The sequence below is a fragment of the Paraburkholderia sediminicola genome, assembly GCF_046026675.1.
Classification (GTDB): domain Bacteria; phylum Pseudomonadota; class Gammaproteobacteria; order Burkholderiales; family Burkholderiaceae; genus Paraburkholderia; species Paraburkholderia sediminicola_F.
The window spans coordinates 1,935,683-1,960,914 of sequence record NZ_JAQQEY010000001.1 but is presented as its reverse complement, the minus strand read 5'-3'; the positions used below and the strand labels follow the sequence as shown (position 1 = coordinate 1,960,914).

Sequence of the window (25,232 nt, the reverse complement as noted above, 5' to 3'; positions counted from 1 at the left end):
CGCACGGACCATGCGGCTCGCCTCGGCATGCGGGCGGGCCGTTGCGGTGCAGGAATGGCCAGCACGCCGCGGTGCAGCCGGACGGGCCATTATCGACGTGAATGTGAGATATTTCAACGTAGTGGCTAGATGCGCTCGCCCACATAAAAATGACTTTTTTATTGATACGAGTTGTTTTTTCGGCGGCGCGTGCGTCTATGATGGAGACAGATGTGCTGGGAAGCGAAGGCGCGCGGCGAGGCGGTTCGGCATGATTCGTGCGGGAGGCGGTGGGACGGCGTAGAAGCCAAATCATCGTGAATCCGGCCTTGTCGTATGCTATAAAAGATCGACGTGCGGCGCGCGAAGCCGGGAGTTGTCGCATGAGGACGCTGCGTTTCTTGCAATTCTTTTTCAGGCGAATTTTTATGTCCTTCCCGAAAAAGCGTAGACGCGCGAAGGTGGACGGCGATGAGTCGTTCCTCGCGGTACTACGGCATTTCAAGCCGTTCGGTCAGCTCGACACCAAAATTGCGCGCGCTCGCGCGCAGGACGAGCCGGTGCTCTATGCACATGTGCTCCCCGGGCTCGACGTTCTTCTGTGCAGCGTACGCGGTGCCCAGCCGCCCTATCCCGCGCCCGCCGAATTGCGGCGGCGTTGTATCGAATCCATTACCAATGCATTGGAACAGCCGCTCGATGGTCTCGAGAACGGCGGGTATTGGTATGAAGCTGACGGATTCGGGTTCCTGGTCTTCGCCAGCCGGGCCAGAGGCAAGATTCTGACGGAGTTTGGCGCCACCCGCGTTGGCGGCGCCCGGCGAGGGGTTCGCAGGCAGGATGCGGCGGGCGATGCCGCTCCGCGCTCGCTAAGGTAGTTCTTTTCTTTCCTTTGCCTGGTGCGGCTGATTAGTGTTCGCCCCGTATCGCGGGAGCGCTAATCAGCCACAAGAAAGTAAAGGAAAGGCAGGCGCCGAAGAACCAACTCCACCAGTCCGCAGACAAAGCAGAAAACATTAACTCCCCTTATATTCAGCCCCCGTGGCCGGCGACGTGACCGCAGGCTTCCTGTCGGCCGCAGCCGGTGAGGAGGCGCCTGCGGAAGACTTGTTCACCGGCGCACCGTCGAGGGAAATGGCCGGCTTGGCCTGTTGCTTCATACCCGGCGCCGGCGCGCTCGGCGCCTGACGAACCTGCGACAGCAACTGCGCGCACGGCAGCGGTTTGTTATTGCTAGGCGCAAGCAGCGGAATCAGCGCCGCAAACGGATTGATCAACCCGAGCCCGATTACGGCACCCCCTCGCAGCGCCAACGCGGTGGCATTCACGCCCACGTGCGGATCCTTGAACGTCCCCTTCACATACAGCGGCGAGCGCAGCGAAAACACCCGGAAGCCCTTGGTATGCGGATGCACGCCAAGATCCATCGATTCGTCGCGCAGATTCACGTTGCCGTCGATATTGATGACCGCGTCGTCCGTGTCGAGCGCGAAGACACGCGAATCCAGCACACCGTTCGTCGCGACAAAATCCGCCGCCGCGCAGTTGATCTTCACGTCGCGATTGCCAAACAGCTTTTCATAGACCACGTTCGCCACGTTCAGGCCCGCGGCTTCCATCAGCAGGCGGCTTACCGTGCCGTCTGTGATCAACGCCTTCACCTCGCCGTTCGACGTCGCCGCCAGCGCCGCCGGCGAATTGCCGGTCGCGGTCAGCGCGGCGTCGCCGTTGATTTCGCCGAGCGCGTTCTGCATCGTCTTGAAGTCCGGGAACAGCTGCTTGAGCTTCAGATGGCGAGCTGAGGTCGCGAAGCGGCCCTTCAGCGGCGTCGTGCTGCCGTCCAGATGAATGTCCGATGACAGCGAGCCGCCCGCCACGCCGAACTTCAGCGGTTCGAGCGACAGCACGCCGTCGGTCATCACGACGTGCGTGTACAGGTCGGTAATCGGCAGATTGGTGTCCTTGACGATACGGCGCCCCGTAAACTTCACGTCGGCGTCGATCGCCTTCCAGCGGTCAGTGCGGAATTCTTCGACCGGCAAGACCTTGTTGGCCGGCTGCGCGGTCGCATCGCCGCGTTTGGCCTTGCTGGCATTAGAGTCCGCGCCGATGACCGGCGCCAGATCGGCGAATTGCAGCAGGTGCGACACCAGCTCGCCCTGCAACAGCGGGCGCGGCTCACGCGCCGTGTAGGTCAGCGAGCCATTCAGATCGCTGCCGCCCACCCGCCCTGTAAAATTTTCATACTTGAAGACGTTGGCGCCGGGCTTGAACTGGCCGACAAGACGTCCCTCGGTTGCATACGGCGGCGTGTCGGGCAAGGTCACGCCCGTCAGCGAATACAGCCTCGCCAGACTGTTGCCTTGCAGCCAAAGTCGCAGATCGACCGCGGCAAGATGCGCCGGATCGGTGATCGTGCCTACGAGGCCGACGCGCAGATCACCGGCCTTCACATCGGCCTGCACCGGGAAGGGCCGGTTCGCGTCCTGCAACGCCAGCACGCCGCCCACCTTGCCGCTACCGGATACCGGCGTCTTGTTATAAACACCCTTGACCGTCCAACCGATCGCGTACGGCGGGATCGCCGGCTTTGCGCCGTTCGCCGTGCCTGCCTCGCTGGCGTTCGACGCCGGGGCTACGGCGGCGCCGCTTGAACCCTCGCTTGCGCCCTCACTCGCACCGTTCGCGCCGCCGGCAACCAGCGCACCCGAAGCGCCATTCGCCGCAGTTGCGCCAGACGCCGTGATATCCGTCGACGAAGCGCCGGAGGCCGCCGCCGCGGCTTCCGATGCAGCCTGCGCGTTCGCCTGTGCCGTCAGCTTGCTCGCCCCCGCTTTACCGACCGCCTCCGCCGACGCGCTGCGCGACGCCGTCTCCTGCTGTTTCATCACCTCGCCGATCGGAATCGGCTGGCCGAGCGTATCGATGGCCATCTGCATCTCGACCTTCTGCTGCTGATCCGACAGCGCGATATTGCCTTTGGCAAAGGCGATGTCGTGCAGATCGAGCTTCCATTCGGAAGGCCCGCTGGAAGACGCCAGTTTGAAGGTCCAGTTGTCGCGCCCGTCGAGCAGTCGTTCGAGGTCGACCGAAGGATTCACGAGGTTGATCGCGGGAATCACGATGTCGTGCGCGAGCAGCGGCAACACCTTGACCTGGAAGTCGATTTCGTCCAGCGTCGCAAAGTGCGGCTGTTTGGCCCAGTCGGGGTTGCCTACCGTGATATTGGCCGCCGAAAAACGCGGCCAGGGCACCCAGCCACGCCAGCCGGTTTCACCGACCGGATGCTGCCAGCCTACTTTCAGATCGCCGTTGATCGCGAACGGCCGGCCGATGGCCTGCGTAACCTTGTCGTCGATGTAGGGGCGCGCCCGGTTCCAGTCAAAGGTCAGGATGAAGATTGCCAGGGCGACAATCAGAATGACGATGATCGCCAGCAACCATGCGATGATTTTTCCTACCCGTCTTCCAATCGTGCTCGACACTGCCATTGAAAAGCTCCGCCTTTGTTCTTCGTTGTGCATGGGGGCAGCACGTATCGTGCCCGATGGTATTGTTTAATAGGGGTCGTTTTATCATGCCGCACGGCGCCGGCACAGGTTTCCCAGCCATGGAAACGTAAGGAAATGTCATGGCGACCTCCGCATCCACGCAAAAATCCACCACGACCCAACTCATGTCAGATGTTCCCTTCGTCCTCGCCGACGGCATCGCCCGGCGCGATGCATTGCGCGGGCAAACGCTGCTGCAGCCGACTACCTTCGCCCTCTGCGCGGGCGACCGCGTCGCGGTCACCGGACCGTCGGGCTCGGGCAAGAGCGTGTTTCTGCGCGCCCTCGCCCTGCTCGATCCGCTCGATGCGGGACGCATCATGTGGCACGGCGCGCCGGTCGAGCGCGCCGCCATTCCACGTTACCGGCGCAACGTCGCGTATATCCGGCAGCGGCCCGCGCTGCTCGACGGCAGCGTCGAAGACAACCTGCGTTATCCGTTCGAATTGCGGACCTATCGCGACGTGCGCTTCGATCGCGCACGCGCGGCAAGCCTCGCCGCTCAGGCCGGCCGCGGCGACGATTTTCTCGACAAGCGCGCGAGCGAATTGTCTGGCGGAGAAGCGCAGATCACCGCGCTGATTCGCGTTCTGCAACTCGCGCCCGAAGTGCTGCTGCTGGATGAACCCACCGCTTCGCTCGATCCGGAGTCGTCACACGCGATCGAGGCGCTAGTGCACGCGTGGTTCGCGGCCGAACCCGGCCGGCATGCGTCGATGTGGGTATCGCACGATCCGGCGCAAGCCGCGCGCATGAGCGCGCGGCATCTCACGATGCGCGCGGGCGTGCTCGACGAATCCACCGTAACGCCCACGCTTCAGGAACCCGGCCAATGACCTTGCAAAACCTGAGTCTCTGGGATGTCGCGATTGCCGCATTGCTGATCGTGGTGAATGGCGTGGTGTCGGTGGCGCTCAAGCTTGATCTCGAACGCAAGCTGGCGTGGGCGGCGGTACGCACCGTCGTGCAATTGCTGGCGATCGGCTATGTGCTCGGCTGGGTGTTTCGCTATGACCGCTGGTTCGTGGTGCTGCCCTTGATGGTCGTGATGACGCTGATTGCCGGCTTCGCGGGGGCGCAGCGCGGCAGCCGCACGTACGCCGGGCAGCGTGCGGACAGTGTGCTGTCGATCTGGGTCAGTTCGTGGCTGGTGACCGCGGTCGGACTCTTCGTCGTGATCCGCATTCACCCATGGTACGAGCCGCAGTACGCGATTCCAATTCTCGGCATGATCCTCGGCAATACGCTCACCGGCGTGTCGCTCGGCATCGAACGGATGACCGAGGAACTGACCGCGCGGCGCGACCGTGTGGATATGGCGCTGGCGCTCGGCGCGACCCGTTGGGAAGCGGCGCAGGCGCCGGCGCGCCAGGCGGTGCGCGCGGGCATGATGCCCACCTTGAATCAGATGGCCGTGGTCGGCGTGGTGAGTTTGCCCGGCATGATGACCGGGCAGGTGCTGGCCGGTCAGTCGCCGTTGCAGGCGGTGCGTTATCAGATCGTTATCATGTTCCTGATCGCGGCGGCCTCAGCCTTGGGGACGGTGGGCGCAGTGCTGCTCACGTATCGGCGGCTCTTCTCGGCGGAACACCGGTTTCTGTCGGCGCGGCTGGTAGAACGGCCCGCGGCGCAGCGTTGATGGGACAGCAAACGGCATGCACTGGGCGACGCGGCTGGCGTCGCCCATTCGTGGTTTGTCTCATCGGCCGCGCGCCGTGAACGCTGCACCCATCGCGCAGGCTTCACGCGTGGCCCTCAGCGTTTCGCGGTGACCGCCACTTCGGTGCCGTCATTGAGCGTCAGCGTTTTCGTGCTGCCGTTGGTCGGCATCGTAAAACGCAGAATCTGGCTGACTGCCACGCTGTTCGGACACTTGAGCGTTTTGCCGCCGCTCGTCACCGTCTTGACGCCATGCGGTGTCTGCGCCTGGAAGCTCAGTTGCACGGACGCGGTGCCGTCACCGCCGACAACCGGCGCAAAACGGATCTGCGTCTGGCGAATCATTGCGCCGTTGGTATCGGTTGGCAGCGACGAGTAATTCGGGCAGCTATCCGCCGCGGGCACGGGGCCGCCTGGCGGCACCGTCTTCCACGTGAAGTCGTCTGATTCGCCGGAGCGGATCGTACGCGTTTCCTGTGAATTGCCGAACTGTTTCGACGTGACGCGGACCGTGTAGCGGATCGGACCGTCGAGGGCGGACTGCGACGTCACTGTGATCGGCGTGGCTGCGTGAGCCGCCGTCACGAGCATGCCGGGCGCGAGCGCGCATGCGAGAGAAGCAACAACTGAAACGGCGGAGAGTTTGAAGCTGGAGCTCATACTGTCACCTCGTTGTTGTACTGCTGCGCGCCCGCTCAAGCGCTACTGCCAATGCACCGCCTGACTGGAGCCTGATTCACGCTTGGCTAATACCTGGTAGCACCTGGTTAAACCTGGCTGAGGCCCTGCCAGACGAGCCGCGAGACGCGCAACTGTTTTAGCATGATGCCCCACCAGTCTACCGCCAAGCGGCGCCGCGCGCGCTTCATACGAATCGGGTGTTACCCCGCTTGCGTTGAGGCGTTTTCTGCGCGTGCGACGTGACAGAAATGCCAAACCCGGAGCGCTCTAGAAGCCCGTCAGCACCAGCTTGCCGATCGCGCGCCCCTCTTCGAGCAGCCGATGCGCACGGCGCAGATTGTCGGCGTTGATCGTGCCGAGATTCTGGCCAACCGTCGTGCGCAACGTGCCCGCATCGACGAGACGGGCCACCTCGGTGAGCAGCTTGTGCTGCTCGATCATATCCGGCGTGCCGAACATCGAACGCGTGAACATGAACTCCCAGTGGAACGCGGCGCTTTTCGCCTTCAATAGTTCGACAGGCACCGGTTGGCTGTTTTCGACGATCGTGCAGATGCCGCCCTGCGGCTTGATCAGTTCAGCGGCTGCCGGGAAATTCTTGTCGGTATCGTTGAAGATCAGCACGTAGTCGACCTGGTCGATACCAAGCCTTTTCAATTGCGCGGGCATATCGCCGAAGTGATCGACGATATGATCCGCACCCAACTCCGTCGCCCACTTCGCCGATTCAGGGCGCGAGGCGGTCGCGATCACTTTGAGCTTCGCGAGCTGCTTGGCCAACTGAATGCCGATCGAACCGACCCCGCCCGCCCCGCCGACGATCAGTACCGTGCGGCCTTCATCCGCGCCTTGCGGCGACACGCCGAGGCGGTCGAAGAGTGCTTCCCAGGCGGTGATCGCGGTCAACGGCAACGCGGCCGCGTGTGTGAAATCGAGCGATGCCGGCTTGCGCCCGGCAATGCGTTCGTCGACCAGATGGAACTCGCTATTCGCGCCCGGCCGGGTGATGCTGCCCGCATAGAAAACCGGGTCGCCGACCTTGAACAGCGTGACGTCGGGGCCAACCGCCACCACCGTGCCGGCGGCGTCCCAGCCGAGCACCCGCGGTGCTTTCTCGACGGTGTCTTTCGGGGCGCGCACCTTGGTGTCGACCGGATTGACGGAGATGGCTTCGACCTTCACCAACAGGTCGCGGCCGGCGGCTTCGGGTTTGGGAATCTCGACGTCAACGAGGGACTCGGCTTGATCGATCGGCAAATAACGATGGAGACCTACGGCTTTCATTACAGCTCCTGTTCTTTCTGATGAGGTTGAGAAACCGACGATCGGTGCCGACGGCGCCTGGCGCCGCACAGGTCGATCGATCGCATTGACGTCATCGTAAGGCGGTTCTTATTCTCATAAAAGCATCATAATGACTGAAACATCTTTTTGAATTTCAGAAGAATGGACCAGCCTGCCGACCCTGTGGAACCCGCCATCAAGCGCTCGTCCGGCGAACGGGAACGACTCGATCTACTCGACGTCGCCCTGTTCGTGCGGGCCGCCCTGCTCGCCAACGTGTCGGCGGCCGGCCGCGAATTCGGCCTGTCGGCGGCGGTGGCGAGTTCGCGCATCGCACAGCTGGAAAGGCTCCTTGGCGCGCGCCTGCTGCATCGGACCACCCGTCGCATCAGTCTCACGCAGGACGGCGAAGTGTTCATGACACGCGCCCAGGCGCTGCTCGACGCAGCCGATGCCGCACGCGCCTCGGTGGGCCGCGCGCAGGCCGAGCCGCAGGGGCGCCTGCGGGTGTCGATGCCGTCGTCGTTTGGGCGGCAGCACGTGTCGCCGGTAGTCAGCGAATTTCTGCGCCGTTATCCCGGCGTGAGCGTCGATCTGCGTCTGACGGATCAGATGGTCGATCTGGTCGATGCGGGTATCGACGTGGCAATCCGTGTCGGCGTGCTCAAGGATTCGTCGCTGGTGGCGCGGCGCCTCGCCGTCAACCGTCGCGTGCTATGCGCCGCGCCCGCTTACCTCGCCGCGCGTGGCGCGCCGCACCATCCATCGGACCTCGCGCAGCATGAATGCATCATCCTGTCAGACCAGCGCGACTGGGCATTCGTGACGCCCGCCGGACCGCTTACGGTGCGCGTGAGTGGACGCCTCGTCGTCGACAACGGCGAAGTCATTCGCGATGCCTTGCTGGCCGGTTTCGGCATCGCGCTCAAGTCAACCTGGGACGTGGCGCCGTATCTGCGCAGCGGCGAACTGGTCAGCGTGCTCGATACCTATCCGCTCGCGGAGCAAGTGGCGATATGGGCGGTCTGTCCGAGCCGTGCGTTCGTGCCACCGAGGACGCTCGCGTTCATCGAATTCCTTGTCGCGCATTTCGGCGATCCGCCTTATTGGGATGTGGAGCCCGGTGAGCCGGAATGAGCCAAACGCCGGACCGCCAAAGCGCTGACCACCAATGGCGCAGGGGCGAGCGCATAGGAGCTGATTCAAAGCGCAGCGACGGCGGCTCATTTGCGGACGCGCCGGATCGGCACGACGCGACGTTTTCCGCGGATCAGCGCATACGCACCGTCAGCGTTTGCCACGCCCGCCACCACCTGCTTTGCCATCAGAGTTGATGTCCGTGTGCGCATCGTTCTGCGTCTTTTGCTGATACTCGTCACCGCCGCGACGGTCCGTGTCCTTCAGTCCGCGCTCGAGGTCGCGATGTGCCTGCTTGCCGACACGACGCGGAGCGTCTTCGTGTTGCGATTCCGGGTCCTGATCGGATTCATGCGGCAGCGGCGCCGACGCCTCCTCGCGTGAACGCGGAGACTTCTTTGCATGCGGGTCGGCCTGCTTTTCGCCGTCGGACGATTGCGCTGAGGTCTTCATGGTTTGCTCCTTTTTCAGGTTGAATCAGACCGGCTGAATCGCGGTCACTACGCTTCATCCAGACGTTTTCTCATGGCTGCAGTGATGCGTTGACGCGTCTTCGCGTAGTCCGCCCACGGGTCGCGCTTAAGGTCTTCGAGACGCTCGTGCACGTTTTCGATGGTCCATTGATCGCCGCTCGTCGTGGCAGCGACTTCGTCCCACGAGAGTGGCACTGAAACACCCAGTCCCGGCCGGGCACGTGCCGAAAACGCCGCCACCGTACTCGAGCCGCGGTTGTTGCGCAGGTAATCGACGAAGATCTTCTGCTTGCGATTCTGGACGCCCATCTTCGCGCTGAAGTACTTGGGCAACGTCGTCGCCATATGCTGCGCGACGGCTTGCGAAAACGCCCTCACTTCGTCCCAGCCGGCATGCTTCGCGAGCGGCACCACGACATGGAACCCCTTGCCGCCGCTCGTCTTGCAGAACGAGGTCAGGCCGAGTTCTTCGAGTAGCGAGCGCGTCAGTTGCGCGGCCTCGATCATCCGCTCCCAACCGAGCGATGCATCGGGGTCGAGATCGAACACCATGCGATCGGGTTTTTCGATGTTCGACACCACCGCATTCCACGTGTGAAATTCGATCGTGCCCATCTGCGCGGCGCCGACCAGCGCCTTGAGGGTATCGACGGTAATCAGCGGTGGATGACCAGGGTCGAGTCCCGGATGCTGCGTGACGTTGGGGATCGACAGCTTCTGGCTATGCTTCTGGAAAAACAGCTCGCCGCCGATGTCCTCGGGCGCACGCACCAGCGACACCGGCCGGTCCTGCAGATGCGGCAGTATCCAGTCGGCCACTGATTCGTAGTACCGCACGAGATCGATTTTGCGGGTGCCGGTGCTTTTGTCGATGATGCGGTCGGGATGAGATACACGGACGCCGGCGACTTCGGCTGGTGTTGCACCGGTTTTTGATTTCGCCGCCGTGGTTTTTGTGGCTGGCGTTCTGGTTGTTGTTGCTTTCGCTGCTGGCGTGTTTTTGGCCGGCGTCTTTGCTGCGGTGGCTTTGGTCGCAGACGTCTTCGCCGCGCCCTTTTTAGCGAGCTTGAGTGCGGCACTCGTAGCGCTCGTTTTCGTCGTGCGCTTCTTCGCCACGGTGTCGGATGCGGTATCGGTTTGCTCCTGCACGTCGGCTCCTTTACGGGGTGCTTCCCTGACGATCTGCCGCGCCGGTTTGTCATTGCGCAGACTCACGAACGACGCCTGCCGCACGATGCCCTCGCTCGTCCATTCAGCGAAATTGCATTCGCAGACAAGCACCGGTTCGACCCAATGCACCGGCGTGCGGCTGCGCTCGCGCGGCGTGCTGGCGAACGGCATGCGGCTGGTTGCGTGCGCGTCGAGTGCCTTCTTGACCGAGCGCAGCAACGCAGCGTCAAAACCCGTGCCGACACGTCCGGCGTATTGCAGTTTGCCTTTGCCGTCGTAGACGCCGAGCAACAACGCACCGAACGCCGCACGGCTGCCCGACGGCTCCGAATAGCCGCCGACCACAAACTCCTGGCGGCGTCGGCATTTCAATTTGATCCATGCGGACGAACGCCCCGAGGTGTAGCCGCTATCGCGCCGTTTGCCGATGATGCCTTCGAGCGCCATATCGCACGCGCTCTTCAGCAGATCGTCGGCGCTAAACGCGAAGTCGTTCGAGAAGCGCAGTACGCTGTCGTCGCGCCCATCCAGGCCTTCCAATAACGCGCGCAGAATCGCGCGGCGTTGTTCGAGTGGCACGTCCCGCAAGTCGTAGCCGTTCAGGAACGGCACATCGAACAGATAGATGACGATGTCCTGCGGGCGGTCCGCATCGAACGCGTTTTGCAGCGCCTGGAAACCCGGTACGCCGTTTTCATCGAGCACCACCGCTTCGCCGTCGAGCCACGCGCTTTCGATGTCGAGTTGTTCGAACGCCTCCACCTGCTTGCCGAACTTCGCGGTCCAATCGTTGCCTGCACGCGTGAACACCTTGACCGCGCGGCTCTTTGCGTTTCGATCGATGCGGACCAGCACGCGATAGCCGTCAAACTTGATTTCGTATGCCCATTCATCGCCGGGTGGCGCGGCGTCGACGAGCGTCGCCAGTTGCGGCTTGAAGGCGGCGGGCAACGCGGCCTTGACCGCGCCTTCGATCGAGGGCGACGCGGCAAGCTCGCGCAGCGACTGCCCGCTGCGGGTCGACACGATGTCGGTTTTTTTCGGATCGGCACGGCTTGAAGAGCCGGCTTTCGCACCGTTCCTACCGGTGGTGTCCGAGCTCGATGCTGTCTCTTTGGCCTTGGCGGCGTTTGCAGTCCTCGCGGCCTTGATTGCAGTCTTCGCTCCGGTCCTGCTTGCGCTCTGGCGTGTGGACTCGCTCGCGGCCGTTCTAGTCGCAGTCCTCGTGGCCTTTGCGCGCTTGCCCGCCGACGCACTGCCGCCCAGTACACTGCCCGGGCGCTTCTTCAGGACGTCGTAGTCGTTCTGATCGCGGGCTTCATCGTCGCGCTCCTTGATCAGCAGCCACTGCTCCTTGTCGCCACTGCCGCGCATATGACTGCGCACCAGCGTCCAGCCACCGAGCAGCTTTTCGCCGAAAAGCCGGAATTTGAGCTTGCCCGCCTTATACGATCTGGCCGCCTCCGCCGCGCCGCCGACCGGCTCCCACGTCCCGCGATCCCACACGATCACGGTTCCCGCGCCGTAGTTACCAGGCGGGATCTCACCTTCGAAAGAACCATATTCGACAGGGTGATCTTCGACATGCACTGCGAGCCGTTTCACCGACGGGTCGAGGCTCGGCCCCTTGGGCACCGCCCACGACAATAACGTGCCGTTCAGTTCGAGGCGGAAGTCGTAATGCAAGCGCCGCGCGTCGTGCTCCTGAATCACGTACGACAGCGCCTCATTCGATACGCGCGCCGCGCTCTTGCGGCCGGGTTTCTTCCGCGCAGCTGTGCCCGACGGCTCCGGCGTTTCGTCGAAGCGGCGCTTGCGGCTGTAGAGATCGAGCCTGTCGTTCATGGAGATGAACTCGTCGTGGACCGAGCTGGCGCGGTGTTATCGATCAAGCGGGCGCTCAGGCGGCAGCACGCCGCTTGCGTGCTGCCGGGGCTGACTTGGCGCTGACGCCTTCGCTCTTGCCACCGCTGCGGCTCGTGCCCGCCGAGCGCCCCGCACGCGGCTTCTTGCGGGCTGGCGTGGCTGCTTCGGCATCTTCGCCCTCCTCATCATCGTCCGTGGCATGCTTGCGCGCACCCGTCGCCGGCTTGCCTTTGCCACGACCGAGGCTGCGCTTGAGCAGGTCGGACAAATCGAGTATGTCGGCGGATTGACGCGATTCACGCGGTGCTTCGATCTCGGTGATTTCCTCGGTCTTGCCCGCGCGAATCTTTCGATCGACCAGTGCCATGATGTCGTCGTGGAACGTGTCGTGATACTGCGATGCATCCCACTTGTCGCTCATGTCGTTGATCAGCTTTTTCGCCATGTCGAGTTCGCGCGCGGTCACGCCGGCGGCCTTCATCCCTTCCGGCGGCAGTTTGAATTCGTCGAAATCGCGCACCTCGGCGGCCCAGCGCAGGGTATTCAACGCCAGCATCGGCCCGACTGGAATCAATGCCGCGAGATGCTGCTTGTTGTGCAATACGACACTCGCCACGCCGATCTTGCCCGACGCCTTCATCGCTTCGCGCAGCAGCGCGTACACCTTTTCGCCTTTGCGGTCAGGCGTCAGAAAGTACGGCGTGTCGAGATAGAGAAACGAGATGTCAGGTGCGTCGATGAAGGCAAGGATATCGACCGTCTGCGTCGACTCGGGATTGGCCGCGCGAATCTCATCGTCGGAGAGGACGACGTACTTGTCCTTCTCGTACTCGAAGCCGCGCACGATGTTCTCGCGCGCGACCTCCTTGCCGGTACGCTTATTGATCTGCTTGTAGCCGATCGGATCAATCGTGCGCTTGTCCAGCAGATTGAAGCCGACTTTCTCTGACTGCGTCGCCGGATACAACTGCACCGGAACGTGGACGAGGCCGAAGCTGATTGCGCCCTTCCAGATCATGTGTGCCATCGTGCGCTCCCCAAGGCCTGAGACTTTCGGTGAAGCAGCAAGCGTGCCACGGTTTCGCCCGCTATCCCTCGCTCGGCACGGCGGTGGCTGCCACGGTTCTGAATGCTATTGCCGCCGCGGCGCCGTGCCGCCTGCCACGGGCATCGGCTGTAAGTCTTGCGCCACGTCGGCAAAAGATACGGCGCTTGTGCGCTCGTCCAAGGGTGCTCGGCGAGCGCCGATCTTCAACCGCCGCTCGCCGGTTCGAGTTCGATCGGCACCGCGGCGAAGCCGCGAAACCGCACGCGTCCGCCGCGCGTTGGCTCGCCGTTGAGCCGATACGCCGGAAAACGCTGTACGAAACGTCCGATGGCGATACGCGCCTCGAGTCGCGCGAGCGACAACCCCGCGCACTGGTGAATGCCGAAGCCGAACGCCAGATGCCGGTTCGGATCGCGGCGGATGTCGAAGCGGTCCGGTTCCGCGAACTGCTCTGGGTCGCGATTGGCCGCGCCGATGCACAGCGTGACGGGCGTACCGCGTGCCACCGCGACGCCGCCGATCTCCGTGTCGACAGTGGCCATCCGGTTGCCCAGCTGATTCGAACTCTCGAACCGCAAACACTCTTCAACCGCCGACTCGACCAGCGACGGTTCGCGCAGCAACGCCGCGCGCTGTTCCGGCCAGTTGGTGAGCGTAACGAGACCGTTGCCAATCAGATTCGTGGTGGTCTCATGACCGGCGTTCAGGATGAAGATGCAGTTTTGCAGCAGCTCCGCTTCCGACAACTGCTCACCGCCCGGTGCTCCTTGTTCGCCCTGGATCAAACGCGTCAGCACGTCATGCTGCGGATCGCCGGGTTCGCGCCGGCGCCGTGCCACCAGATCGCGCAAATAGTCGACAAACTCGCTGACCGCCCGGTTGCCCCGTTCGAGCTGCACCTCGTTCAGCGACGGCTCCAGCGCGCCAAGTATCGCCAGCGACCAGTCGCGCAACGGCTCGCGCTCAGCGTGCGGCACATCCAGCAGATTGCCGATGATCTCAACCGGAATCGCCGACGCGAACTCGCCAATCAGATCCATCCGGCCACGCGCAGCGGCAGCGTCGAGCAAACCATCGACGAGGCGGATCAGCCCCGGCTCCATGGCCGCGATCGCGCGCGCCGTCAGCGCGCCGGCGATCAGTTTGCGCACCCGCGTGTGACGCGGCGGATCGTTGAAGACGAGACTGGTGGTGTGGTGCCTGTAGAGCGGCGAGTCGCCGTACTTCGGTTTGAATTCGACGGTTTTGTCGGAACTGAAAGTTTTCGGGTCGCGGTAAACCGCCTGCACGTCGCGAAAACGCGTCAGAAACAGCGAGCCGTCGGGCATGCGCTTGACCGGTTCATGGGCGCGCAGCGCGTGGTAGACCGGATACGGGTCGGCGTAGAACGCTGGGCTCAGTTGGCGCAGATCGAAATCGCGTGCAAGGGTGGACGCGTCGCTGGCTGTCGCGGGGGTCATTGTTTGTCTCCGTAGTGGTGCGCCTCGTCATGGGTGCCGATACCTTGCCGATGCGTGTCACGTGCGATGTGCTGCCCGCCTTCCAGGCGCGACGGGCTTGGCGGGTTCGATAGGCTGCGGGGCGTCGTTCGAAGCGCCAGTATGATGCGGGCGCCTGATGATTGCACGATGTCCCGCCCAGACGATTCGCGATCGGCTACGTAACGGATTTCCTGGCGGATCGTTTATTTGCCTACTGTCCGACTGCCGCCCACCCGCTTGACTGCCATCCGGTTACCTGTTGCCCGTTGTCCACTGCCCCTGCGGGGCCGCATGCCGCCGAACCGTTACAATGACCGAATTTTCCACGCGCCTCGCGCGCCCGCCCTTTTCCGCGTCAAAACGTCGTCCATGAACCTCGTCATCCAAAGCACCGCGCCTCTTTCCGTCGACCACCACAAAACGCTCGTCGCGCTCGCGCGCGGCTCACGCGCCGATGTTATCGACGCGAACGCGATTCGTATCGCCGACGCGAACGTTGCGCAGCGCGCCGACCTCGAGGTCTATTGCAGCACGCATCAACTGGACTACGCGTTTGTCGAACCCGGCCGCCAGTTGCGTGACTTCGGCCTCGTCGCGATGGACATGGATTCGACGCTGATCACGATCGAATGCATCGACGAAATCGCCGACTTCTGCGGATTGAAAGCAGAAGTCGCCGCGATTACCGAAGCGTCGATGCGCGGCGAAATCAAGGACTTCAACGAGAGCCTGACGCGCCGCGTGGCACTGCTCAAAGGGCTCGACGCCGGCGCGCTCGAACGCGTTTATGAAGAGCGGCTGCAACTCTCGCCGGGCGCCGAACGAATGCTGGCCGGCGCGAAAGCGGCGGGATTGAAAACGCTGCTGGTATCCGGCGGATTCACGTTCTTCACCGAAAAACTGAAAGCCCGGCTCGGCCTCGATTTCACGCTCGCGAACACGCTCGAAATCGTGGATGGAAAGTTGACCGGCAACGTAATCGGCGAGATCGTCAACGCCGACGTGAAGGCACGCACATTGCGCGAGACATGCGCCCAACTGGGCATCGAGCCGACGCGCGCGATTGCGATGGGCGATGGTTCGAACGATCTGAAAATGATGGCGGCTGCGGGACTTTCTGTAGCGTTCCGTGCGAAGCCGGTGGTGCGCGAAGCAGCCAGTGTGGCGTTCAACCACGTTGGGCTGGATGGCTTATTGCGCTTGCTCTGAAGCCTGGTTTGCGCTGGCCGGTGCAATGGTGGCCAGCGCTAATACGAGCATTATCTGTTGAGATAGCTGATCAGAAACACGCCCAACACGCTGACCGCAACGGTGCCGTTCACAAAGTTAGCCCACCTCACAACACGGGCGAAATTTTCGTCGGATTCCAGAAACGTGAATAGTTTGTGCATGAGTGCCTCCTTAAGCTGATTAGTATAATTGCTGCGTTATCTAAAAAAACTAAATCAGGCGAACGTGTAGGATTACAAACAGAACTGCGGCGACGGTCGTTGCAAAATTGGAGGCGCCAATTGCTACGGGCGATAACAAACCGGCAACGTCCGGTGCTCGCCGATTGTGAGCGTGTGTGCCTGCCCGGTCATGATGTGCGTTGACCAGCGCCGACATGACGATAGTGGAACAGGAAAACGCCACGATGCAGAGCCCGGCAATAGCGAACGCCAGGATCGGCACCACGCCACTTCCCCGCTCCAGCGCGGTCACCGCCTCATAAACCGCGGCCGCGCACAGCCCAATCGCACACCAGAACAGTTGGCCGTCTTTCACTGATGCGGCGATCAACGCCTTCGCGACGCGCCAACCGTGCGTGGGTGCGACGAGCGCTAGCGTAAAGATCGGGCCGACAATCGGCACGCCAAGATTCAGCAACATCCAGAAAAATAGATTCATCGGAACTCACCATGGTGCGGCAACCGTTAGTAAAGTGCGCACCATCGTAGCGTCGAGATCCGGCGTCGACCATTCGGCCGAATGGTTAGGCTTACTGGCCATCTTGACAAAACAAAAAGCCCATCGTGAACGCGTCACAATGGGCTTTCTCAACCTTCAGCAATCGGCAATCAGCAATCAGCGCTCAGGCGCTTAACCCAGCGCCACCAGACACTGTTCGATATCAGCGCGCAAATCGGCCTCTTCCTCCAGCCCGATATAGAACCGTACCAGCGTACCGCGATACGGCCATTGACCTTCCGTGCGCATCGAGGCGACGTCGTACGGCATTGCGAGACTGTGCGCGCCACCCCAGCTCCAGCCAAGCGAAAACAGCTCGAGCGACTCGCAGAAAGTGTCGATTTGCGCCGCACTGTAGCGTGCGTCGAACACCACCGAGAACAATCCACCCGCCCCCGTAAAGTCGCGCTTGAAAAACTCATGCCCCGGACAATCGGACAACGCCGGGTGCAGGACCGCGGCAATTTCCGGACGCGTCTTCAGCCAGTTGGCGAGGCCGAGCGCTGCACGGTCATGCTGTTCGAAACGCAAGCGCATGCTCGGCAGACTGCGCAGAATCAGCGAGCAATCATCCACCGACACACCGATACCCGTGCGCATGCGCGCGGCCTTCAGCTTCAGATGCAACTCGCGATCAACAGTAATCGTCGCGCCCATCAGCACGTCGCCGCCGCCCGACTGGTACTTGGTCAACGCCTGCACTGAGATATCGACGCCGTGGTCGAACGGCCGGAAACCAAGCCCCGCGGACCAGGTATTGTCGATCGCCGTGACGACGTTGCGCGCACGCGCCACCGCGGTGATGGCGGGCACGTCGGGCACTTCCATCGTGACCGAACCGGGGGCCTCCAACCAGATCAAACGCGTATTCGGCTGGATCAAATCCGCAATGCCCGCGCCGATCATCGGATCGTAGTAGCGCGCGGTGATGCCGAAATCGCGCGCCAGCCAGTCGCCGTGATCGCGGTTCGGCGAGTAGACGTTATCGGGAATCAGCACGTCGTCGCCGGTCTTCATGAGGCCGAAGTACACGTTCGAAATCGACGACAAGCCCGACGGCTGCAGCAACGCGTGATTACCGCCTTCAATGGTGGCAAGCCGCTGCGCCAGCGCGAGCGAAGTTGGCGTGGCGTGCAGGCCATAGCGCCATTGCGCGTCGTTTTTCCAGTCGAGCGCGCGCATCGTCGCGAGATCGGGGAACACGACAGTCGAGGCGCGCGTCACCGGCATCGAAAAGGATTCAAAGCCCGGCGTGAGCTGGTCCTCGGCACGCACGACACGGGTTTGCAGGCCGCGTTTGAGTTTGGATTGGGTCATGGTGTAGGTAGACTTTATTCGCCGGTTTGCAGGTTGCTCACCCCGCCAACGGCGCGACCACCGCCTGTCGCTGAGGCGGGCGCTGCTGCGCTGCCGGCGGACGACTGCGGCGCGACAGCAGCCTTGTTAGCGGCCGCACCGGCACTAGCCGATGCAGCCGGCACAGCCTGCCCCGCTGCCAGCGGTTTCAGATCGAAGGGCTGCGGGTCGGAATCGTCGACGTTCATCCGGTCGCCCGCCACCGAACCGTCGGCGGCAAACTTGCCCACCCAGTTGCCCGTGATATGCGTGCCGTCGTTCGATTCTTCGACTTCGAGCGTATCGCCGTCGCGATCACCCGCGATCAGGATCACCTCGCCGGTGTCGGTGTACTGATACTCGCCGTGCACGCCGGCCGAATCATCGGTTTTCGCGCCGAGACGCAGCACGATCTGACGCGAGCCAAGCATGCCGGCGTAGCGCGGAAACTTTGCGAATTCGGGACTCGGCTTGAGCGGCAACTGAATCGGCGGGGGCGCCGCCAGTTCCTTCACCGCGTCGCTTTCCGCCCATGCCTGCGCGGGCAGCACAGCCCCGGCGCCGACACACAGCAATGCGGCCGTGCTCACTACGCCCCGAAGGAGGTTCCCCTGGAGGACTGCCCAACCGCGCCGGCGCATCGCACCCTTCATCGCTTTCGATTCCTGCATCCTTTCTTTCCTTGTTGCCTGATACCGCTCGGTGCTGATTTGCTACGCGCTTGCTACCGGGCTTCGTTCGGCGGAGACAATCGACGCCTCGCGTGGCGTCACATTGTCCCGCCTCAGCTTCAGATCCGTTCGAAGATCGCCGCGATGCCCTGCCCGCCGCCGATACACATCGTCACCAGCGCGTAGCGGCCTCCAATCCGCTGCAACTCATACAACGCCTTGACCGTGATCAGAGCGCCGGTTGCGCCGATCGGGTGGCCGAGCGAAATGCCCGAGCCGTTCGGATTGACCTTGGCCGGGTCAAGACCGAGTTCCTTGCTGACCGCGCAGGCCTGAGCGGCAAACGCTTCGTTCGCTTCGATCACGTCGAGATCGGCGACCGTCAGACCGGCGCGTTCGAGCGCCTTGCGGGTTGCCGGCACCGGGCCGATACCCATGTAGGCCGGATCGACGCCCGCATGCGCGTACGAAACCAGCCGTGCCAGCGGCTTGATCCCGCGCTTTTCGGCGACGCTGCGCTCCATCAGCACGACCGCCGCGGCGGCGTCGTTGATACCCGAAGCGTTGCCAGCCGTTACGGTGCCGTTTTCCTTCGCGAACACCGGCTTCAACTTGGAGAAGTCTTCGGCCGTCGCGTTCATACGCGTGTGTTCATCCGTATCGAACACGACGTCGCCCTTCTTCGACGGGATCGTGATCGGCAGGATCTGGTCCTTGAAGTAGCCGCTCGTAATCGCGTTAGCCGCGCGGCGATGCGATTCGAGCGCGAGCGCATCCTGCGTTTCGCGCGAGATGTCGTACTTGCGGGCGACGTTCTCAGCGGTCACGCCCATATGGATGGACTGGAACGGGTCGTTCAGCGCGCCGACCATCATGTCGACGAGGTGCGCATCGCCCATGCGCTGACCGAAGCGTGCAGCCGGCATGGAATATGGCGCGCGGCTCATGTTTTCCGCGCCGCCGCCGATCGCGATGTCGGCGTCGCCGAGCAGCACGCTTTGCGCGGCCGAGACGATGGCCTGCAAGCCCGAGCCGCACAGGCGATTGACGGTCAACGCGGGCGCATGTTGCGCGACGCCGCCGTTGATCGCGGCCACGCGGGCCAGATACATGTCTTTCGGTTCGGTATGCACGACGTTGCCGAACACCACGTGGCCGACTTCGTCGCCCGACACGTTCGCGCGCGCCAGCGCTTCACGCACGACGCGTGCGCCCAGATCGGTCGGCGGAAAATCCTTCAGACTGCCGCCAAAACCGCCGATCGCCGTACGCACACCGCTTACCACCACTACGTCCCGTTGCATCGCTCGCTCCTGTTTAGTGTCTCAAGATGATCATGTCCCGGCAGGCTGTGGGGCGCGCCTCGCAGCGCGTTACTGTCAGCCAGCCAGGATGTGTTTGACCGTCGCCCGCGAAGGGATCGGCGCGACCGCGCCGTAACCTTGCGTGGACAGTGCCGCGGCGACGTTCGCATAACGCGCCGCTTGAAAAGGATCGTCACCCGCGACGATACGCGCAATGAACGCACCGCCGAAGCAGTCCCCGGCGCCGGTTGCATCGACCGCGTTGACGACGTGGCCCGGCACGACGCGCCGCTCGTCGGGCGTGGCGATATACGAACCTTCCTTACCGAGCTTGAGCGCCACAACACGCGGACCGCGCGACAGCAGAAAGTCGACGATCTCGTCCCGGCCGGTCAAGCCGGTCAGTTCGGTGACGTCGTCCCAGCTCGGCAGGCAAATGTCGGTGTGACGAATGGCTTCGAGCATCACCGCGCGCGCTCTTGCGAGCGGCCACAGCTTCAGACGCAGATTGGTGTCGAAGCTCACGCGCACACCGTTCGCGCGCGCATGCTCGATCGCCGCCAACGCGGCGTCGCAGGCGTTCAGGCTGATCGCGAGACTGATGCCGGACAGGTGGATGACTTTGGCCGCGGCGATCGCATCGAGCGGCAAATCGTGCGGCGCATAGCGGCTCGCGGCCGACCCCGCACGCAGATAGTCGAACGCGTGGCCTGCGGGACCGTGCGAGACGAAATAGACGCCGGTGGGCGCGTGCGGATCGACGCGCACGAGCGACGTTTCAACCTGTTCGCGTTCCCACAGATCGATCAGCAGACGCCCGAAATGGTCGCTGCCCACAGCCGACACGAAACCCGTCTTCGCGCCCTGCCGTGCTGCCGCGATGCAGAAGTTCGACGTATCGCCGCCAAAACCCTGCAGATAGTTCGGCTGATCTTTAGCCGACTGGTTGAACTCGATCATCGCCTCGCCGAGCGCGAGGATCTCCGGAGGCCGGGTCTCCGGGCGCCGAATTGCCGGCGTGCCGGCCGTGCTCACTGTCATCGCTTAGACCTCGCCCCACAGATCGTGACCGTCGGCGCCGGTGATCTTCACCGAGACAAAATCGCCGACCTTATAACGCCTGGACGCCTTGGTGGCCGGTGCGATATACACGACGCCGTCAATCTCGGGCGCATCCGCCGCTGTGCGACCGATGCCGCCGTCCGCATTGATCTCGTCGACCAGGACCTTCAGCGTTTTGCCGACCTTCTTCGCAATCCGTTTGGCCGACACTTCTTCGGCCACTTCCATGAAACGCGCGCGGCGTTCTTCACGCACTTCGTCGGGTAACGCACCGTCGAGTTCGTTGGCGCTTGCGCCTTCAACCGGCGAATAAGCGAAGCAGCCGACCCGATCCAGTTCCGCTTCACGAATGAAATCGAGCAGCGTCTGGAATTGCTCTTCAGTCTCGCCCGGGAAACCGGCGATGAACGTGCTGCGGATCGTCAGATCGGGGCACATTTCACGCCATGCCTTCACGCGCTCCATCACTTTCTCGGCGTTGGCCGGACGCTTCATGCGCTTCAACACTTCCGGATGCGCGTGCTGGAACGGCACATCCAGATACGGCAGCACGTGGCCCTTGAACGGACCTTCCGCCATCATCGGAATGACTTCGTCGACGCTCGGATACGGATACACGTAATGCAAACGTACCCAGGCGCCGTATTGCGCCGCGAGTTCGCCGAGCGCGCCAACCAGATCGGTCATGCGCGTCTTGATCGGCTTGCCGTTCCAGAAACCGGTGCGGTATTTGACGTCAACGCCGTATGCGCTCGTGTCCTGCGAAATCACGAGCAGTTCCTTCACGCCGGACTTGAAGAGGTTCTCCGCCTCGAGCATCACGTCGGCGACGGGGCGCGACACGAGGTCGCCGCGCATCGACGGGATGATGCAGAACGTGCAACGGTGGTTGCAGCCTTCGGAAATCTTGAGGTAAGCGTAGTGACGCGGCGTGAGCTTCACGCCGGCGGCCGGCACCAGATCGATGAACGGATCGTGCGGCTTCGGCAGATGATTGTGCACCGCCTGCATCACTTCGCCCAACGCGTGCGGACCGGTCACGGCCAGCACCTTCGGATGCACTTCTTCGATCAGATTTGAACCGCTCGCACTCTGCTTGGCACCGAGGCAGCCCGTGACGATCACCTTGCCGTTTTCGCTGAGCGCTTCGCCGATCGCGTCGAGGCTTTCCTGCACCGCTTCGTCGATGAAGCCGCACGTGTTGACGACAACGAGGTCCGCGCCGTCGTACGTGCCGGAGATCTCGTAGCCCTCCGCGCGCAGTTGCGTGATGATCTGCTCGGAATCGACAAGCGCTTTGGGGCAGCCGAGGCTGACGAAACCGACCTTCGGAGTAGAAGGGGTCGGCACGGCGGGGGAAATGGTCTGCGACATAGGATGGGTCCGGCGTATAGCGGTGACGATGGCGACAAATGGGGACGGTGCGGCAAGGCCGAGGGTTCGATGGTCAGACAGACCACAGCCCGGACAACGTTCCGCGCACGCAACCCTTTATTGTACCGCGCCGGCGACTGCGCAGTCGGCCAGGTAGCGGGGCGTTGCCGGATCGGCCAGGCCGAGCGGCGCGTATTGATGCGCCGGCATCGGTATCACGCCATCGAGTGCCTGAGCGCGCTCAATCACGTCAAGAATGTCGCGCGAATCATGCAGGCGCCGGATGGTTACATGCAGCTCGGCCGCCTGCGGCCACGTCCGCTTCAGATAGCTGAGCCACATTTTGACGCGCCCGTGCTCATGGCGAGCCGCGACGCGGGCTTGCAATTTTCTCAGGTAGTCGGCAAGCAAACCCAGTACGGCCGGCCATTCCTCGCCGGAAGGCGTCCGTTCCATCAGGCCGCGTATGCGCAAGGCCAGGAAAGGATCCGATACGGCGCCCCGCCCGATCATCACGTCCGCGCAACCGCTGACCGCCCGGCAACGTTCCCAGTCGGCCACCGTCCAGACTTCTCCGTTGGCTGTGACCGGCACGTCTACGGCGTTGTCGATACGCGCGATCCACTCCCAGTGGGCCGGCGGCCGGTAGCCATGGTCGCGCGTTCTGGCATGCACGACGAGCGAGGCCGCACCGCCCGCCGCCAGTGCCGCGGCGCAGTCGATCGCAAGCGACGTATCGGACACGCCGAGCCGCATTTTTGCCGTCACGGCGATGCCGGCGGGCACCGCGGCCCGGACGGAAGAAACAATCCGGTTCAGCTGTTCAGGGTGCGCGAGCAGCATCGCGCCGCCACCGTGCCGGTTGACGACTTTGGCGGGACAGCCGAAGTTCAGATCGAGTCCATGCGGCGACAAACTGGCCGCCTGGGCCGCATTCAGCGCCATCCATTCAGGATCGCTGCCAAGAAGTTGGATCACCATCGGCGTGCCGCCGGGTGTACGGCCTCCGTGAAGGACTTCGGGTGTGTCCCTCTCGTAGACACGTTCGGGAAGCAGCGAGCCCGTCACCCGGACGAATTCGGACACGCACCCGTCGAATCCGCCCGTGCTGGTCAGCACGTCGCGCAACACATAGTCCGCAAGCCCTTCCATGGGCGCAAGAAACAACTGGCTCATGTCGGAATGGCGCCCAAGCTGCTTCTGCAAATCTTACGGTCAGCCAAAGCTGACAAATCCGGCCTTCGGAATCGAAAGCGTGGGGGCGGTAGGGAGACGGGTCTGCAACATAGGTGGGGCTGGGATACAGCGGTGGCGACGGCGACAAATGGAACGCTGCGACGCGGCCTGAGGGGTAACGGGACCAAAAATCAAAGGATCACGAGGACCACGCCCCGCAGCAGCGCCAGCAACCCGTGATTGTACCCCGCCCGCCCGCTTGCGCCCGGCGCGCAGGCGGCCGTGGTCCACCCGCCGCCTCATCGCGCGACGCGCACACCACTTCTGCGCCGTTTAGCCACGGGGCCCGACGCGTAAAAACGCGCTCGCCCCGTCAGCGCCGCACGGTTACTTCTTCTCCGGCTCCGGATTGGTTTGCGGAGTAGCCGGCGTGGCCGGTCCTCCTGCTGCATTCACCGGACCACCTGGCGTGAACGGGAAGGTGGCGAACATCGATTTCGCCTGGTTCTGCATCTGCTCCTGCATCTGCACGAACATGTTCTTCGACTGTTCGATGTAGCTGGTCATCATGCCTTGCATCATGGGCGCCTGCATGTTCATGAATTGCGACCAGACTTCGGGGTTCATCGCCTTGCCTTCGTACAGGTTCTTCGACTGGTCGGCGAGCTTCGCCTGAATGTCGATGAAGGCCTGGATGTTCTTCTCCAGATACGTGCCCATCATGCCTTGCATCGCATGGCCGTAGAAACGGATGATCTGCGACAGCATCGAGGACGAGAACATCGGCAGGCCGCCGCTCTCTTCTTCGAGAATGATCTGCAACAGGATGGCGCGCGTCAGATCCTCGTTGCTCTTCGCATCGATGACCTTGAAATCCTCCTGATCCAGCACGAGCTGCTTAACGTCCGTCAGCGTGATGTACGTGCTTGTCTCGGTATCGTAGAGCCGGCGATTCGGATACTTCTTGATCAATCGTTCGGCTGTTTTCTTTGTAGTAGTGGTCATGTAACGCCTTTGAGCGCGAGTTGAGCGCGGAAACGGCGTCATGCCAGCGCACAATCGGGAAATTGTGCAGCCGGGACGCCGCCGGAACCATCTGAGCCGAAGCGCGCTGCCTTGTGAGCGGCGCACCGGTGACTCAGCCCATATGCAAACCACCGTTCAGCGAAAAATCCGCGCCCGTGGAGAAACCCGATTCGTCCGAGGCGAGCCATGCCACGATCGAGCCGATTTCCTGCGGCTGACCGAGACGGCGCACCGGGATCGTTGCAACGATCTTTTCCAGCACGTCCGGGCGGATCGATTTGACCATATCGGTGCCGATGTAGCCAGGCGACACGGTGTTGACCGTCACGCCCTTGGTGGCCACTTCCTGCGCCAGCGACATCGTGAAGCCGTGAATACCGGCCTTCGCGGTCGAGTAGTTGGTCTGGCCGAACTGCCCCTTCTGGCCGTTCACCGACGAAATGTTGATGACCCGCCCGAAGCCGCGCTCGACCATCCCGTCGATCACCTGCTTGGTGACGTTGAAGAGGCTGGTCAGGTTGGTGTCGATCACCGCCGTCCAGTCTTCGTGCGTCATCTTGCGGAACACGACGTCGCGCGTGATACCGGCGTTGTTCACCAGCACATCGATCTCACCGACTTCGGCCTTGACCTTGTCGAACGCCACCTTGGTCGATTCCCAATCGCCGACATTGCCTTCGGACGCAATGAAATCGTAGCCGAGTGCCTTCTGCTCTTCGAGCCACTTCACGCGGCGCGGCGAGTTCGGGCCACAGCCGGCGACTACCTTGAAGCCCTCTTTGTGCAGACGCTGGCAAATGCTTGTGCCGATGCCACCCATCCCGCCCGTTACGTACGCAATTCGCTGTGTCATAAACTACACTCCGTTTTTCGTTTTCGAGGCGCCGACCGGCTGCCTCTTCCCTCGCCTGTGCTTCATCTCCACTGCCGCCGGGCGACCGGCCGACGAGGCCATTGCTCACCGCGCGCTACCTGCAGCAATGTGGCGCGCGGCAATCCTGCTTA

At 62.9% G+C, this 25,232-nt stretch carries 22 protein-coding genes; 5 read left to right on the top strand and 17 right to left on the bottom strand.

Annotated elements, in window-relative coordinates:
- Window positions 1–362: 362 nt before the first annotated feature.
- Window positions 363–857 (top strand): hypothetical protein, encoded by a 495-nt coding sequence (locus PQQ86_RS08530; RefSeq protein WP_028196609.1) that lies wholly within the window; start codon window positions 363–365, stop codon window positions 855–857.
- Between the two features lie 138 nt (window positions 858–995).
- On the opposite strand, the gene PQQ86_RS08525 is transcribed toward PQQ86_RS08530, so the two are convergent.
- Window positions 996–3,470 carry an AsmA family protein gene (locus tag PQQ86_RS08525; RefSeq protein ID WP_408265756.1) on the bottom strand — a complete coding sequence of 825 codons (2,475 nt, stop codon included), beginning with the start codon at window positions 3,468–3,470 and terminating at the stop codon, window positions 996–998.
- A gap of 185 nt (window positions 3,471–3,655) precedes the next feature.
- On the opposite strand from PQQ86_RS08525, the gene PQQ86_RS08520 reads away from it, so the two are divergent.
- On the top strand, window positions 3,656–4,366 hold the full coding sequence (locus PQQ86_RS08520; protein WP_408265755.1) for an ABC transporter ATP-binding protein: 711 nt from the start codon (window positions 3,656–3,658) through the stop codon (window positions 4,364–4,366).
- Complete coding sequence (locus PQQ86_RS08515; protein ID WP_408265754.1) at window positions 4,363–5,169, top strand: ABC transporter permease; 807 nt, start codon at window positions 4,363–4,365, stop codon at window positions 5,167–5,169. Before PQQ86_RS08520 ends, PQQ86_RS08515 begins: the two co-directional genes overlap by 4 nt.
- A 116-nt stretch (window positions 5,170–5,285) precedes the next feature.
- Here PQQ86_RS08515 and PQQ86_RS08510 read toward each other — a convergent pair whose 3' ends face one another.
- On the bottom strand, window positions 5,286–5,849 hold the full coding sequence (locus tag PQQ86_RS08510; RefSeq protein WP_408265753.1) for a DUF6013 family protein: 564 nt from the start codon (window positions 5,847–5,849) through the stop codon (window positions 5,286–5,288).
- Between the two features lie 288 nt (window positions 5,850–6,137).
- The gene (locus PQQ86_RS08505; protein WP_408265752.1) at window positions 6,138–7,154 is read right to left on the bottom strand and encodes a zinc-binding alcohol dehydrogenase family protein; all 1,017 of its coding nucleotides are present in this window, start codon (window positions 7,152–7,154) and stop codon (window positions 6,138–6,140) included.
- 162 nt (window positions 7,155–7,316) lie between these two features.
- Here PQQ86_RS08505 and PQQ86_RS08500 point away from each other — a divergent pair, with 162 nt between their 5' ends.
- Window positions 7,317–8,291 carry a LysR family transcriptional regulator gene (locus PQQ86_RS08500; RefSeq protein WP_408265751.1) on the top strand — a complete coding sequence of 325 codons (975 nt, stop codon included), beginning with the start codon at window positions 7,317–7,319 and terminating at the stop codon, window positions 8,289–8,291.
- A gap of 150 nt (window positions 8,292–8,441) precedes the next feature.
- Here PQQ86_RS08500 and PQQ86_RS08495 read toward each other — a convergent pair whose 3' ends face one another.
- The 4 genes from PQQ86_RS08495 to PQQ86_RS08480 all read right to left on the bottom strand — a co-directional run bounded on the left by PQQ86_RS08495 (window position 8,442) and on the right by PQQ86_RS08480 (window position 14,308).
- A complete protein-coding gene (locus PQQ86_RS08495) occupies window positions 8,442–8,744 on the bottom strand; it encodes a hypothetical protein (protein ID WP_408265750.1) in 303 nt (100 codons plus the stop codon).
- 47 nt (window positions 8,745–8,791) lie between these two features.
- Window positions 8,792–11,779 carry a DNA ligase D gene (gene ligD / locus PQQ86_RS08490; protein ID WP_408265749.1) on the bottom strand — a complete coding sequence of 996 codons (2,988 nt, stop codon included), beginning with the start codon at window positions 11,777–11,779 and terminating at the stop codon, window positions 8,792–8,794.
- 55 nt (window positions 11,780–11,834) lie between these two features.
- Window positions 11,835–12,827 (bottom strand): non-homologous end joining protein Ku, encoded by a 993-nt coding sequence (gene ku, locus PQQ86_RS08485; RefSeq protein WP_408265748.1) that lies wholly within the window; start codon window positions 12,825–12,827, stop codon window positions 11,835–11,837.
- A 224-nt stretch (window positions 12,828–13,051) separates the two neighbouring features.
- Window positions 13,052–14,308, bottom strand: coding sequence for a cytochrome P450 (locus tag PQQ86_RS08480; RefSeq protein ID WP_408265747.1), 1,257 nt, complete (start codon window positions 14,306–14,308; stop codon window positions 13,052–13,054).
- 390 nt (window positions 14,309–14,698) lie between these two features.
- On the opposite strand from PQQ86_RS08480, the gene serB reads away from it, so the two are divergent.
- A complete protein-coding gene (serB, locus tag PQQ86_RS08475; RefSeq protein WP_408265746.1) occupies window positions 14,699–15,538 on the top strand; it encodes a phosphoserine phosphatase SerB in 840 nt (279 codons plus the stop codon).
- A 50-nt stretch (window positions 15,539–15,588) separates the two neighbouring features.
- Here the strand turns inward: serB and PQQ86_RS08470 are convergent, their stop codons facing one another.
- The 10 genes from PQQ86_RS08470 to PQQ86_RS08425 all read right to left on the bottom strand — a co-directional run bounded on the left by PQQ86_RS08470 (window position 15,589) and on the right by PQQ86_RS08425 (window position 25,080).
- Window positions 15,589–15,720 carry a hypothetical protein gene (locus PQQ86_RS08470; RefSeq protein WP_408265745.1) on the bottom strand — a complete coding sequence of 44 codons (132 nt, stop codon included), beginning with the start codon at window positions 15,718–15,720 and terminating at the stop codon, window positions 15,589–15,591.
- A gap of 49 nt (window positions 15,721–15,769) precedes the next feature.
- The gene (locus PQQ86_RS08465) at window positions 15,770–16,219 is read right to left on the bottom strand and encodes a hypothetical protein (RefSeq protein WP_408265744.1); all 450 of its coding nucleotides are present in this window, start codon (window positions 16,217–16,219) and stop codon (window positions 15,770–15,772) included.
- 192 nt (window positions 16,220–16,411) lie between these two features.
- Window positions 16,412–17,596 carry a cystathionine beta-lyase gene (locus PQQ86_RS08460; RefSeq protein ID WP_408265743.1) on the bottom strand — a complete coding sequence of 395 codons (1,185 nt, stop codon included), beginning with the start codon at window positions 17,594–17,596 and terminating at the stop codon, window positions 16,412–16,414.
- Window positions 17,597–17,610: 14 nt separating this feature from the next.
- Window positions 17,611–18,285 (bottom strand): hypothetical protein, encoded by a 675-nt coding sequence (locus PQQ86_RS08455; RefSeq protein ID WP_408265742.1) that lies wholly within the window; start codon window positions 18,283–18,285, stop codon window positions 17,611–17,613.
- Between the two features lie 119 nt (window positions 18,286–18,404).
- Window positions 18,405–19,589 carry a beta-ketothiolase BktB gene (gene bktB / locus PQQ86_RS08450; RefSeq protein WP_408265741.1) on the bottom strand — a complete coding sequence of 395 codons (1,185 nt, stop codon included), beginning with the start codon at window positions 19,587–19,589 and terminating at the stop codon, window positions 18,405–18,407.
- A 75-nt stretch (window positions 19,590–19,664) separates the two neighbouring features.
- Window positions 19,665–20,630: a sugar kinase gene (locus PQQ86_RS08445; RefSeq protein WP_408265740.1), complete on the bottom strand. Its 966-nt coding sequence runs from the start codon at window positions 20,628–20,630 to the stop codon at window positions 19,665–19,667.
- A gap of 3 nt (window positions 20,631–20,633) precedes the next feature.
- A complete protein-coding gene (gene rimO, locus PQQ86_RS08440; RefSeq protein ID WP_408265739.1) occupies window positions 20,634–22,025 on the bottom strand; it encodes a 30S ribosomal protein S12 methylthiotransferase RimO in 1,392 nt (463 codons plus the stop codon).
- A 117-nt stretch (window positions 22,026–22,142) separates the two neighbouring features.
- Complete coding sequence (locus tag PQQ86_RS08435; RefSeq protein WP_408265738.1) at window positions 22,143–23,201, bottom strand: tRNA dihydrouridine synthase; 1,059 nt, start codon at window positions 23,199–23,201, stop codon at window positions 22,143–22,145.
- A 387-nt stretch (window positions 23,202–23,588) separates the two neighbouring features.
- Window positions 23,589–24,206, bottom strand: coding sequence for a polyhydroxyalkanoate synthesis repressor PhaR (gene phaR / locus PQQ86_RS08430; protein ID WP_054039487.1), 618 nt, complete (start codon window positions 24,204–24,206; stop codon window positions 23,589–23,591).
- Window positions 24,207–24,339: 133 nt separating this feature from the next.
- Entirely contained in the window at window positions 24,340–25,080 is a 741-nt protein-coding gene (locus tag PQQ86_RS08425) for a 3-ketoacyl-ACP reductase (RefSeq protein ID WP_097392365.1), read from the bottom strand.
- Window positions 25,081–25,232: the final 152 nt, after the last annotated feature.